The 12,363-nt window shown below is 40.2% G+C and carries 14 protein-coding genes; 6 read left to right on the top strand and 8 right to left on the bottom strand.

Features of this window, described 5'->3' with window-relative positions; all coding sequences use genetic code 11:
• Positions 1-26 precede the first annotated feature (26 nt).
• The 4 genes from BrL25_RS10700 (at position 27) to BrL25_RS10690 (ending at position 2,142) form a co-directional block, all read left to right on the top strand.
• Entirely contained in the window at positions 27-227 is a 201-nt protein-coding gene (locus BrL25_RS10700; RefSeq protein ID WP_018672287.1) for a hypothetical protein, read from the top strand.
• Between the two features lie 471 nt (positions 228-698).
• On the top strand, positions 699-899 hold the full coding sequence (locus BrL25_RS25625) for a hypothetical protein (RefSeq protein ID WP_018672289.1): 201 nt from the start codon (positions 699-701) through the stop codon (positions 897-899).
• Positions 900-911: 12 nt separating this feature from the next.
• The gene (locus BrL25_RS25620) at positions 912-1,328 is read left to right on the top strand and encodes a DUF3885 domain-containing protein (RefSeq protein WP_418230124.1); all 417 of its coding nucleotides are present in this window, start codon (positions 912-914) and stop codon (positions 1,326-1,328) included.
• A 178-nt stretch (positions 1,329-1,506) separates the two neighbouring features.
• Positions 1,507-2,142 (top strand): hypothetical protein, encoded by a 636-nt coding sequence (locus tag BrL25_RS10690; RefSeq protein WP_018672291.1) that lies wholly within the window; start codon positions 1,507-1,509, stop codon positions 2,140-2,142.
• 182 nt (positions 2,143-2,324) lie between these two features.
• On the opposite strand, the gene BrL25_RS10685 is transcribed toward BrL25_RS10690, so the two are convergent.
• From BrL25_RS10685 to BrL25_RS10655, 7 genes are all read right to left on the bottom strand, one after another.
• Positions 2,325-3,089 carry a type III pantothenate kinase gene (locus tag BrL25_RS10685; protein WP_018672292.1) on the bottom strand — a complete coding sequence of 255 codons (765 nt, stop codon included), beginning with the start codon at positions 3,087-3,089 and terminating at the stop codon, positions 2,325-2,327.
• Between the two features lie 40 nt (positions 3,090-3,129).
• Positions 3,130-3,978 (bottom strand): carboxylating nicotinate-nucleotide diphosphorylase, encoded by an 849-nt coding sequence (nadC, locus tag BrL25_RS10680; protein ID WP_018672293.1) that lies wholly within the window; start codon positions 3,976-3,978, stop codon positions 3,130-3,132.
• Positions 3,965-5,587, bottom strand: coding sequence for an L-aspartate oxidase (gene nadB, locus BrL25_RS10675; protein WP_018672294.1), 1,623 nt, complete (start codon positions 5,585-5,587; stop codon positions 3,965-3,967). The genes nadC and nadB overlap by 14 nt, the downstream gene beginning before the upstream one ends.
• A gap of 269 nt (positions 5,588-5,856) precedes the next feature.
• The gene (locus BrL25_RS10670; RefSeq protein WP_018672295.1) at positions 5,857-7,482 is read right to left on the bottom strand and encodes a YybI family spore inner coat protein; all 1,626 of its coding nucleotides are present in this window, start codon (positions 7,480-7,482) and stop codon (positions 5,857-5,859) included.
• 305 nt (positions 7,483-7,787) lie between these two features.
• Positions 7,788-8,213 (bottom strand): Fur family transcriptional regulator, encoded by a 426-nt coding sequence (locus BrL25_RS10665; protein WP_018672296.1) that lies wholly within the window; start codon positions 8,211-8,213, stop codon positions 7,788-7,790.
• 20 nt (positions 8,214-8,233) lie between these two features.
• Complete coding sequence (locus tag BrL25_RS10660; protein ID WP_018672297.1) at positions 8,234-9,073, bottom strand: metal ABC transporter permease; 840 nt, start codon at positions 9,071-9,073, stop codon at positions 8,234-8,236.
• A gap of 36 nt (positions 9,074-9,109) precedes the next feature.
• Positions 9,110-9,883 (bottom strand): metal ABC transporter ATP-binding protein, encoded by a 774-nt coding sequence (locus tag BrL25_RS10655; protein ID WP_018672298.1) that lies wholly within the window; start codon positions 9,881-9,883, stop codon positions 9,110-9,112.
• A gap of 172 nt (positions 9,884-10,055) precedes the next feature.
• On the opposite strand from BrL25_RS10655, the gene BrL25_RS10650 reads away from it, so the two are divergent.
• Positions 10,056-10,424: an ArsR/SmtB family transcription factor gene (locus tag BrL25_RS10650; RefSeq protein WP_018672299.1), complete on the top strand. Its 369-nt coding sequence runs from the start codon at positions 10,056-10,058 to the stop codon at positions 10,422-10,424.
• Positions 10,425-10,481: 57 nt separating this feature from the next.
• Here BrL25_RS10650 and BrL25_RS10645 read toward each other — a convergent pair whose 3' ends face one another.
• Positions 10,482-11,468 carry a metal ABC transporter substrate-binding protein gene (locus tag BrL25_RS10645; protein ID WP_018672300.1) on the bottom strand — a complete coding sequence of 329 codons (987 nt, stop codon included), beginning with the start codon at positions 11,466-11,468 and terminating at the stop codon, positions 10,482-10,484.
• A 216-nt stretch (positions 11,469-11,684) separates the two neighbouring features.
• Between BrL25_RS10645 and BrL25_RS10640 the strand changes: the two genes are divergently transcribed.
• Positions 11,685-12,209, top strand: a complete 525-nt coding sequence (locus tag BrL25_RS10640; protein ID WP_035312109.1) for a PCYCGC motif-containing (lipo)protein — start codon at positions 11,685-11,687, stop codon at positions 12,207-12,209.
• Positions 12,210-12,363 lie beyond the last annotated feature (154 nt).

Here is a 12,363-nt window from a genome sequence, read left to right as displayed (position 1 = left end):
ACAAAAAAAGTCATGGAGAAATCCCCATGACGTTTGGCGAGGTAATGTCCCAATTACAAAAAGAGAGTAATGGACGACAAAAAAGAGTGGTCTTTCTAATTCCATTAGCTTGGGGAGCTACTGAAATCGCTGCATATGTAGTGGGTGGTGTTGCTGCTGTTACAGCTGGCCTTTTTGTAGGGGAAGAGTTGGATAAACAAAGGAAAAAAATAGGGATGTTTATTTAAGTACAAAGAAAGAAATCGAGGTGCTAAACTGATGCAATTCCTAAAAAATTAAAAAAGAAAAATGACGATTACTCCGTAGATTTAGATAAATTTACTGATAAAGTAAAAGTAGAAAGAGGTACTTATAAGCATCAAAAAACAGGTTGGACTATTGAAAAAACTAGAGGAACTGGAGGCGATAAAATAGGACATAAAGGAGATGTATGGAAATTGAATGATAGAAAAGGAGAGAGAATTGCTTCTTTGACGAAAGAGGGGAAAATTGTTGGAAAGTAAGCGTTTTGTAACGTTCCAGACTACATTTCACATTATGCCATCGACATGGATTATCTAAAAAAGGGTTGTGATGAACCTGAATATTGGGATACGGATGCTCTTTTTTGTTGATAAGTGGGATAAATTTGATATTCAATATACGAATAAAATGTATAGAATCAAAAAGGGCAGTAATCAATAATTAAGGTGGTATATATGGAATTAAAAAAATTTATGGAAGAGCATTATAATAATTTAAAGTTAATGCCTGATTTTTATCATCTTTGGGGACTAGGAATCCATGTTGAAGTAGGCGATGGTATATATCAAATTGATGACAATGGTCAACTTAATATGGATATGTTTTATAGGGTGTATGAGCAAGTTTCTGAAATTATTTCCTTGTTATTTCAATAAAAGGATGATGTCATTGTTGTTGTGAACTCATATCCGAATGGAACAAAAAAAACAGTATATCCGAACTTTTTTAAACGTTATGTAAAAAATCAAAAGCTAAAATATTCATTACGTCTTCATGAATGTTATTGGCAGGTTGATGGAGATAATGAGTTTGTGCAGCAGATGGAATTGTTCTGTAAAGTATCTGACTTAAAATTAGAGTGGTTATTAAAAACATTGATTCATGAAGATTTTTATGGATTACAGCCTCGTTTAAGAAAAAAAGGTAGTCTTTATGCGCCTGATGTATTCTTAGTAAACATCAATACAAATTGTATTTTCCATCTTTATGACGATAGAGGTTGCGAAATCATGAATACAAATAGGGTATTTCATCAAGAACTAATGAATTACTTCAAAGAATGGGAAACCCAATCGAAGTCTTAATTTTTCAATTTAACGGGCGCTTTTTTATGAAGGTACGAAAATCTCTACCCGATCCTTGCCATGAAAAAGTCTTAGCTTTGGTGATCGTCCGTCTTGTAAATCCTATCCAAAAGGTCTTAATGGGCCCTTTGCCTTTCTGGTAAAGGGCTTGCTTCTTTGACGAAAGAGGGGAAAATTGTTGGACAGTAAGAGTTTTGTAACGTTCCAAGACTACATTTCACATTATGCCATCGACATGGATTATCTAAAACAGGGTTGTGAACGACCTGATGATTGGGATAAAGATGTTCTATTTGTTGATAAGTGGGATAAATTTGATATTCAATATACGAATAAAATGTATAGAATCAACCGATTTCCTACATTAATTCAAAATTGGGATAAATATAATCAAGCAGAGATTTTTTATAAAATAGATAAGGAGATCAAGGAGCAACAAGACTATTTAGAGCTTGAACGCAAATTTCTAAATGTTTTTAGAAATTTATGGACTTGCTCTCGCACTTTCGTGGAAAGTAGCATTTCATATAAAGATATATTTCCCGAAAATATTGATCAGAACAAACTTAAAGAGCTCCAAGAGAAGCTCTTTGAATCAATCATTGAAGTATCTGAATTGAAGGATCTTGAATTCCTCCTCAAATTAAATCTTCGTGATTATATTTCAACTTGCCTTTACTTTGTAGATTTGAATCTCATTATATGGCCTGGTGACTTTGCTTGCCCTACCTATTTGACAGACCAATCTAATAGGGAATTTCTAGAAAAAATTTGTAATGTGGAAGGGGTTTATCTCTGCCCTTTGGACTCATAAAACGGAAACGCTCTGGCTTACTATTAACTACACCTCAATTGTTAGACACATCTAACATTGGAGGTGTAGTTTTTCTATGCAATCATTTATGACACTTTACCTGTTCAATCAAATCCTCTAGGTAAAAGACGAAGTGTTAAAAAAAGCCACAGGATCATGCCCATGGCTCTCGAAAGCACCTCTTACATATTCCGATCATAAATCAACCGTAAACCCTTCAACGTCAGATGCTGATCAACCACATCAATACAATCGGTCTCTCTCGCAATGAGTGGAGCAAGACCCCCTGTTGCAACCACCGTTGGCTTGCTATTACACTCCTGCTTCATTCTTCTCACAATGCCCTCAACTTGTCCAATAAAACCATAAAAAATACCGGATTGCATGGAAGCAATCGTGTTTCTGCCAATCACAGTCGCAGGCTTGGCAATCTCAATACGGGGTAGCTTTGCGGCACGCGTAAAGAGCGCCTCCGTCGAAATCCCGATACCTGGCGCGATTGCACCTCCCCAGTATTGGTTCTTTTCATCTATATAGCAGAAGGTTGTCGCCGTACCGAAGTCAACAATTAATAAAGGCGATCCATACTCATGAATCGCTGCAACAGCGTTGACGATTCGATCTGCTCCCACCTCTCTCGGGTATTCTGCTTTTATATTCAGACCGGTTTTAATACCTGGTCCAATCAATAGCGGCTTCTTGGCAAAATACTTTTCACACATACTTTCCACCGCTTTATTTAAAGGTGGTACGACCGAAGAAATAATAATTCCGGTCACGGCTTCTAGTGTAAGCTTAGCGTTTTGAAATAAATTGAGCACTAGCATACCATACTCATCTTCGGTCTTATTGCGGTCACTTGCAATGCGCCAATGGTAAACTAGCCTATCTCCTTGATACATCCCGAGCACAATATTGGTATTGCCTATATCCATTACGAGTAGCATGGGTAGTTCCTCTTTTCTCTATCTTGTCCACTGACGCTGACTATCTTTTCCGTTGGTTCAAATCTAAGCTGATATCTAAAGCAGTAACGGAATGCGTGAGTCCACCCACCGAAATCACATCCACACCAGTTTCAGCAATAGCTCTCACCGTCTCCAATGTCACTCCACCAGATGCTTCGATGATTGCCTTGCCTTGAATGATTTGGACTGCTTCTCTCATCATATCGCAGGGCATATTATCCAGCATGATAATATCGGCTCCTGCTTCCAATGCTTCATGTACTTGCTTTAGTGATTCAGCTTCTACTTCTATTTTCATTGTGTGGGGAATGGCTTCACGGGCCTTCCTCACTGCTTCTTTTATTCCACCTGCACCTTTACTATGGTTGTCCTTGATCATCACTGCATCGTACAGGGCAAACCGATGATTATGTCCACCACCCACACGCACTGCGTATTTTTCCAATAATCGCAGACCTGGTGTTGTTTTACGTGTATCTACTACTCTCGCCTGTGTATGCGAAATCTCCCTCACAAACAATTGGGTACGTGTAGCAATCCCTGAAAGACGCTGTAATAAATTAAGGGCTAACCGTTCACCTGTTAAAATAGCTTGTACCGAACCAGTTACTTCAGCAATCACATCCCCTTTTTGTACCTGACTGCCCTCCGGCACTAACCGTTGAAAGTCCAACTCATGATCCACGGTATGAAAGACCTGTTCGGCAATATCTAATCCTGCAATCATACCTGGTTCTTTAGCATACAAGATTCCCGTACCTTTTTCATCTGCTGGAATCGTTGTCATTGTTGTGATATCCCCATGACCAACATCTTCGAATAGCCATTCCTCTATTTTCCGTTGTAATTCGCGTTTATTCCATAGCATAACGGATTTCACTCTCCTCTTGTAGCCCTGAGTTGATGCCTTGCGTAATATGCTTGTGCCATCTCTCTTCATTTGGCTCAGGATAATCGACGCGATAATGACCACCGCGGCTTTCTGTGCGTACCAGTGCTGCTCTGGTGGTAAGGATGGCTGTCGTTAGCAGGTTTTTCAGTTCAAGGGCCTCACGTTTGATTGTATGAGTTGATAAGACTGTCTGCATGCTCTCAAGTTCTTGCAACGCTTCTTGTAAGCCCTGTGCCTCACGCTTTACCCCTACTTTACGCAACATGATCTTTTGTAGTTGCAGGCGCATTTTTTTGAGGTTACCTACTTTCCCAGTACGTAAAGATGATTCATTAAGCGAAATAGATGACATAACAGGTGATAGCTTTTGTAAACGTTCTACGATACGATGGCCAAAGACAATCGCTTCTGACAATGAATTACTAGCTAAGCGATTAGCACCATGTACACCTGTACAAGAAACTTCCCCGCACGCAAATAGCCTCGGTACATTTGTTTCACCATATAAATCAGTCTTTACGCCACCCATCATATAATGGCAGGCTGGTGCCACTGGTATCCAGTCAGCTACCATATCAAGTCCATAGGCCAGACAGAAATCATAGATTGTTGGAAAGCGATGTTTAATCAGCTCTTCAGACTCATGTGTAATATCAAGATAGACAAAGGTAGACTTCGTTTTTTCCATCTCTGATACAATAGCTCGTGCCACAATATCTCTCGGAGCCAATTCTTGCTGTGGATGATACTTGTCCATAAAGCGTTCACCCGAAATATTGCGCAAATAGGCCCCTTCTCCTCGGACAGCCTCGGAAATTAAAAAACGCGGAGCATCTGGATAGCAAAGAGCGGTAGGATGAAATTGAATGAATTCCATATCCTTTACTTCTGCTCCAGCCCGATAAGCCATCGCTATACCGTCTGCTGTTGCAATTTCTGGATTCGTGGTGTAGCGATATAGCTGGCCAGCACCACCAGTTGCCAGAATAGTAGCATGGGATCGTATAACAAACATTTCTCCGTCCGGTTTAAGAGCTACCACTCCCACACATTCTCCTTGATGTGTAAGAATATCGACGGCGAAATGCTCCTCTAATAACGTAATGTTCGTTGTTTCTGCCACCTTTTTAGCTAGAGCTCGGACAATCTCGGCACCAGTAGCATCTCCTTGTGCATGCAGAATACGTCGCTGACTATGCGCACCTTCTCGTGTTAACTCATATTCTCCATTGCTATTTTTATCAAATTGAGTCCCGTAGGTTATTAGCTCCTGTAAACGCTGAGGTCCTTCATGTACCAGTACATCTACTGCTTCATAGGTACAAATTCCGGCACCTGCCAGCATGGTATCTTGACGATGTAATGCGGGAGAATCATTTTGAGCAGTAACCGCTGCAATGCCCCCTTGAGCCCAGCGAGTATTGCTATCTTGCAAACCCTTTTTACTGATTAGTACTACCTTTGCTTTTTTGCTCGCTTCTAACGCTGTATACAAGCCTGCGATTCCACAACCAACTACAATCACATCGGTATACATGTTTTGTAAATGATCGGTCTGGTAGTTCAGTACATGTCTCGGGAACATCACACATCACCATCTCCTGTGACTCTCTAACTTTTTTCCTCATCATTATAGCAAATGCCTCTCAGGAGCAGAAGTCGATAATCATTGGAGAAAATTTTTACCTATACAAACGGGAGAATACGAAAAAACGGCAAAAGCCCAAAGGCTCCTACCGCTTCTTTTGTCCAATCTATTTACTTCCCAACACCAAAACTCATCATCAGCTTATTCAAAAAAGGGGGCTCTTCATTACGGTAGATACAATATCCATTTCTAAATAAGAATGATACTTATTTACGTAGTTCTAGTGCTTCATTTGTAAGTTCAAGCTTGCCATTTTTCAATGTCCAAGTTGTTTTTGCCGCACCTAAACGATCAGCATGGTAGGCACCAGAAATGCTTTGTACAGCTTGAAGCTCTAGTACACCATTCTTGTCTACATCAACCGGAGTCAACACAGATAGTCCATCAGCCCAACCAGTTGTCTCTTGTAATAGCTTTCCGTTGTTATCATATACTTTTGTTTCAACATACTCTTTTTTGTTTTTGCTTACATCCAAGGTTTCTTTTTTACCAGTGGCTTTGCTAGAAATCTCTACTTTAAAACCATCTTTAAATACCACATCGTATTCTACACCTTTATTTAATAGCTCCTGATCAGCTAAAGGGACGATTTTGTTATCAGAGAAAGTCAACAAGCTAAAAGTAGATAGGCCACCGCTACCACCTGTTGGTGCACTTACCAGGATGTCCTTATGTTTATCAGCGTTAAATGCACCAATATATAGCGTAGCTTCGTCATAGCCAGTGTTTTCTTTGCCTACTGTACCCATAGTGAGTTTTTTGGTTTTACCATCTTTTACAGCTACTGTTAGGTCGGTAGCGAAGCGGTCTTTTTCCCCTTCTTCCTTATGGCCGATCAAAATCACTTCGTCACGTACGCCATCGCCATTTACATCAGCATATTTAGAATCAATGATGTAGTTATTTTCTTTTGTAGAAAGAGCTGCTTCTGTAAATTTATCGCCTGGTACATAGTTAGGAGCAATGGAGAAATTATCATGGTCAAATGCAGTTACTTCTGTTTTTTCTAGTTTCAATTCACCTTTTTCTATTTTCCACGTGCTTGTTGCCATAGCGATGCTGTCAGCGTGATAGCTACCCCAAATTAGTTGTGTTCCAACCAAAGTAAGTCCACCGTCTGCTTGTTCCACTACTTCTAAGGAGCCAAATCCGTCTTGCGCACCTTCAACTGCTTTTAATAGCTTTCCTTTTGCATCATAAATTCCAGTTTTGATATATTGAGCTTTATTTTCACTGATATCCACCGTTGTTTTTTCTTTCGTAGCTTTGTTTGTAATTTCCGCTTTGAATCCATCTTTAAACTGAATGTCGAAGTCAACGCCTGCATTCAGTTTCTCTTGGTCAACCATTGCGGCACCTTTTCCATCTTTAAAGGATAACAAGCTATATGTAGAAGTTCCGCCGCTTCCGCCATCTCCCATTTCCACTAATACATCCTGTGCACCATCTTTATTAAAATCGCCCACTGTTAGCTTTGGCTCATATCCGGCATTTTGTTTTCCAACCGGTACCTGTGTGAATTTCATTGTTTTGCCATCTTGCATAACAACCATGATATCACTTACGGAAATATAACCTTTCTCTTTTGTACCGATCAAGGTTACGCCGTCCGCTACGCCATCACCAGTGAGATCAGCTTGTGTGTAATCAAGTACATAGCTATTTGGTTTTACTTGCAAATCCTTCAGTGAGAAAGGAGCTCCCACTTCAAAGGCTTGCAGTGCTTTTTGTGTATCCAATGCAAACACTGGTACATTAGCTACTGCTCCAACTCCTGCAAATACTCCACCGCAAAGCGCTACGCTTGTTACTACTTTTACTAATGTTTTCATGTATCATTACCTCCATCAATTGAGTGAATAAATGTTATTTCATTTGTTTTTTTATCTGTTGTTTTCTTGTTGTCTTAATCATACACTCCAAAAAATGCTAAGTAGTTACAAAAGGTTTACATTTTATTTTCCTCAGAATAGAACAGGTATTTATTAATTGGACGCACCTTTGTTACTTTCGTTACATATCAAATCATCAACGTTCCTTCGTAATATAAACCCATTAATGGGGCCTTGAATCTCTCCTACAGTCAAAAGGTAAAATAAAAAAAGCACCTTATCGGGTGCCTTTTATATCTTATCGATTACATAGCTATATGTTCATTACAATCTTTACAGGTTCCATATACTTCGAACTTATGCCCTGTCACGACAAATTCCTCGGAAATCTCAGGAATTACTGTCATCGGACAATTCGGCAATGATTTTGTCTTACCGCATACCGTACAAATCACATGGTGATGATGTCCATGTGTAGAGCATGAGAGCCTGAACTTCCCTTCGCCATCTAGTTCTGTCTCTTCTAAAATTCCCAGTTTTACGAAGGTAGAAATATTCCGGTATACCGTATCAAAGCTTAAACTCGGATAATTATCCTTCATCCGCCCCATGATATCGCGTGCGGATAAATAACGCTTTTCCTCAGCACAAATGCGCAACATCTCTTCACGTTTACCCGTGTATTTATATCCTTTGTCTTTTAACAACTGGAGCGCTTGTTCCAAATTCAACTGCAATCTCCTCCTTTACTTCAACGTAAGATTGCTCGTAAACGTTTGAGACCCAACACAATCATTAGAATAAAGACAGCTACCAACACAATGGTACCACCCGAAGCCCAATCGAGCATATACGCAAAGTATAAACCTGTTAAAACAGAAATTTCGGCAAACAAAATGGAGTAGAAAATAGCCTGTCGAAAGCTCTTAGCAATTTGCAAACTGGCTGCTACTGGAATGGTAATCAACGCAGAAATCAGTAGAACACCGACAATCCGCATGGATGCAGCAATTGTTAGAGCCACTAGAACCATGAACCACAAATTAATACTGCGTCTGGCCACGCCTGATACCCGTGCGAATTCTTCATCGAACGAAACGGCAAACAATTCTTTGTATAAGAGAATAACCGTTCCTAGCACTACAACAGCCACCCCAATTAAGGCTAATAAATCCTCAATGGTTACCGTTACGATCTTCCCAAATAAGTAAGAGTATAAATCTTGATTAAAACCGTCAGCAATACTTACTAAGACTGTAAATAGGCCTAGACCGGTAGACAAAATGATCGGTATCGCCAAATCCTGGTACGAACGGTATATCTTACGCAACCGCTCGATAAACAGGGACCCAATCACAGAAAATAGCATTCCAAAAAATAAGGGATTCACTACGCTAAAGAAAGCCACCTTTTTCGATAAAAGCATCCCTGCTGCTACTCCCGAAAGCGTCACATGAGAAAGTCCATCCGCCATCATAGACAAGCGGCGAACAATTAGAAACGTCCCCAAGATCGGGCAAACCAATCCGATCAGAAGTCCTGAAAACAAGGTATATCGTAAAAACTCATAATTCCACCAATCGGCTAGCATTCTTTCGTGTCCTTCCTTCTTCCGCCCAGTGGCAGATTAATGATGATGGGTTAAAAGCCGCACGCTCTCACCGTACATCGATTGAAAAATTTGCTCCTGTTTATGTTCGAACTCTTCTGCTGTGCCATGAAAATGTAAACGACGTTGTAAACAAGCTACTTTATTTACCCATTCAATCATGACGCCAACATCATGGCTTACGATCATCATTGTCATCCCTGTATCCTCTTTAAGCGAACGCAAGAGCTGATAAAATTGCTCAATAGATTCTTGATCTACCCCTACTGTTGGCTCATCTAGTATCAAGAGTTCTGGCTCTGCTACCAAAGCACGAGCGATAAACACCCGCTGTAGCTGTCCACCAGATAAGTTGCTAATGCGCTCATTTTCCTTCGCAGACAAACCAACACGCTTAATTACATTGGATACCTGCTGATAGTGATCAGAAGACAATCGCCGAAACAACCCTACTTTACCTACCAGCCCCGAAGCTACTACTTCACGTACAGTCGCCGGAAATCCACTCGCTCCATGAGCTGCTTGTTGAGCAACATAGCCAATCTTTGTCCAATCCTTAAATTTTTGGATCGGCTGTCCGAAAAGCTTAATCTCTCCTTTAGTAGGTAAAATCAAACCTAAAATTAATTTCATTAATGTTGATTTCCCCGAACCATTTGGACCAACAATACCTACAAAATCGCCCTTTTCCATTGAAAAATCTATATCTTCCAGCACCGTTTTTCCATCTTCGTAACGAAAAGACACGGATTTCAGAGAAACTACACTTGTATGATTTTTTGCATTGTGCATATAATCAACTTCCTAACTGTGGCATAATCGTAATAATTCTTATTTAATACTATCATGGTACTATGAAATGGGCAGGGACTCAAGGCTTTCACCAGTCTCTTTGTCTCTTTTCTCCTATCCTTGTGAAGTAGCTTTTCGTTTTCTATAATAAAGAAAGGAAGAGGTGAGCACTTTGGCTTATGAAGATCAAACGGAAAAAGACGTATGCGAGATAGAATGCGTTGAAGTCGAGAAAGTAAATCAATTAAAACCGAGAATAAAAGAGGCAGATGGAGTAGCCCCTTTGTTTAAGGCCTTAGCTGATGATACTCGCTCCAAAATTATTTATGCCCTCTCCCTCGAAGATGAACTCTGTGTATGTGATGTTGCAGCCGTAATTGGGATTAGCATGGCGACCGCTTCTCATCATCTCCGACTACTACGGAATATGGGCTTGGCTAAATATCGCAAGGTAGGGAAAATGGTGTACTACTCTTTGGATGATGATCATGTTCGTATGCTGATAAACGCAGGAGTTGAGCATGCGAATGAACACAAATAACTGTATTGCTGAAAGAAACCGCCGCCCCAATCAAGGAGCGGCGATCTTTATTTAAGCTTATCGTAGGGCCTGGCGTAAAACTTCCAAGTTTTCACGCATAATGGAGATGTAGTCTTTGCCCGCTGTTTGTTCTTCTGACGTCAATCCTTCTAAAGGATTTAATATCGCTGTTTGCGCTTTTGTTTCACGTGCGATTACTTCCGCTACTTTTGGAGAGGCTAATGTTTCAAACATGACATATTTAATACCTTTTTGTTTTACCTTCTCCACTAGATTCTTTAGCTCAGCAGGTGATGGCTCATCATCAGGAGAAACACCAGAAATCGCAATTTGCTCAAGTCCATAACGAGAAGCTAGATACGTAAAAGCCTTATGTGAAACTAAAATTTCCTTCTTAGATGATTGTTCTACCATTGTTTTAAAATCCTGATCCAGTTTTTTCAAATCATCTACTAGCACTTTATAATTTTGTTCAAATTGTTCCTTATGTGCCTGATCTGCCTTAACAAATGCATCCTTCACCTGAGCAGCTTGCTTCTCTAGCATTGTCGGGTCAAGCCATACATGTGGGTCAAACTCCCCGTGATCATGCTCATGCTCATGTCCAGCTGATTCTCCTTCATGCCCATGATCTGCTTCATGATGATGATCGTCTCCCTCTGAGGCTAGAAGCGTAAGACCTTCTGTCGTATTTACGGCAAGTAAATTAGCTTGATTCAGACTCTTTACAGCTTTCTCTACCCATGCCTCTAAACCGCCACCATTATAAATTAAAACATTAGCCTTAGAGATGGCCACCATATCCTGAGCAGTCGGTTCATAATCATGTGGTTCGACTCCAGCCGGAACAACGTTCTTAATGGAAACATACTCCCCACCAATTCGATCTGCTACATAATACAATGGATATATAGTTGTATAAACAGAAAGTTTTCCACTCTCTTGTACTGAACTTGCTATATTGGTATTGCCACATCCACTTGCAAACAAAGCCATACTTGCCACGCCTAAAATAACTCCCCATTTTTTAACGAACTGTAACATATAGTCCTCCTCCATGCTCTCTTCTCTGTCTGTATTTGTGTTTATGTTTCTTATTATATTACTATAATTCGTAATGATTCCTATTTGCCTCTCTCATTATACTTATATGCAAGCAATTTGTAAACAAGAACCATTACGATTTAATATCAGCATCTACAGCCCTGTGAATAGCTTATGGTATAATCAAGGGAAAATAAGGGGGGAATTTACGTGAAAATGGCAAAACTATTGTCTCTCTCAATCCTTGGTATCGCATTGCTCACAGGATGCGCCAATGGTAGTTCGGTAGGAACATCTTCATCTTCTCAGGCTACGAGCCAAGAACAGACCTCTAACGCACCCCATACGGCACACGCACCCAATGGCGATTTACAGGAGCTAACCACCTCTATCTCCACTCTCCCGACTTTTCTGGATACGGTTGACCCAAATATTAAAGATGTCTATCGAATCGCAGCAGATCATAATGACTTGCTTCAGTCCATTCCCTGTTACTGTGGATGTGGAGAATTTGCTGGTCATCAACACAACGGAAACTGTTTTATAAAAGAAGTGAAGGAAGATGGTTCTGTCACATGGGACGATCACGGCACTCGTTGCAAAGCGTGTATGGATATCGCCATTACCTCTGCTAAAATGATGCAGGAAGGTAAAACTACGCTTGAAATTCGTACATATATTGACGAAAACTTTAGCAAAGGCTATGCGGACCCAACACCTACTCCTATGCCTACTGCTTAAAAGATGAAATGATTACTATATTTTCCGATTGTTCTATCCATGAGTACGTTCCCACTAACCAGAGCAGATAGAACAATACTTCCCAATCGTACAAAAAGTCTACGCTCATTTGGCGCAGACTTTTGTTTATCTTCAACCTCTGTTATTTTTTACG

The sequence above is a fragment of the Brevibacillus laterosporus DSM 25 genome (genome assembly GCF_002706795.1).
Lineage (GTDB): Bacteria > Bacillota > Bacilli > Brevibacillales > Brevibacillaceae > Brevibacillus_B > Brevibacillus_B laterosporus.
The sequence above is the reverse complement of the archived record's forward strand: the minus strand, read 5'-3'. Positions and strand labels throughout refer to the sequence as shown.

What these genes read in the sequence shown, in the direction of transcription:
- BrL25_RS10700 (WP_018672287.1), top strand. Translation starts at nt 27, where the DNA reads ATGACGTTTGGCGAGGTAATGTCCCAATTACAAAAAGAGAGTAATGGA.
- BrL25_RS25625 (WP_018672289.1), top strand. Translation starts at nt 699, where the DNA reads ATGGAATTAAAAAAATTTATGGAAGAGCATTATAATAATTTAAAGTTA.
- BrL25_RS10685 (WP_018672292.1), bottom strand. Translation starts at nt 3,089, where the DNA reads ATGCTACTCGTAATGGATATAGGCAATACCAATATTGTGCTCGGGATG.
- nadC (WP_018672293.1), bottom strand. Translation starts at nt 3,978, where the DNA reads ATGCTATGGAATAAACGCGAATTACAACGGAAAATAGAGGAATGGCTA.
- nadB (WP_018672294.1), bottom strand. Translation starts at nt 5,587, where the DNA reads ATGTTCCCGAGACATGTACTGAACTACCAGACCGATCATTTACAAAAC.
- BrL25_RS10670 (WP_018672295.1), bottom strand. Translation starts at nt 7,482, where the DNA reads ATGAAAACATTAGTAAAAGTAGTAACAAGCGTAGCGCTTTGCGGTGGA.
- BrL25_RS10660 (WP_018672297.1), bottom strand. Translation starts at nt 9,073, where the DNA reads ATGCTAGCCGATTGGTGGAATTATGAGTTTTTACGATATACCTTGTTT.
- BrL25_RS10655 (WP_018672298.1), bottom strand. Translation starts at nt 9,883, where the DNA reads ATGCACAATGCAAAAAATCATACAAGTGTAGTTTCTCTGAAATCCGTG.
- BrL25_RS10645 (WP_018672300.1), bottom strand. Translation starts at nt 11,468, where the DNA reads ATGTTACAGTTCGTTAAAAAATGGGGAGTTATTTTAGGCGTGGCAAGT.
- BrL25_RS10640 (WP_035312109.1), top strand. Translation starts at nt 11,685, where the DNA reads ATGGCAAAACTATTGTCTCTCTCAATCCTTGGTATCGCATTGCTCACA.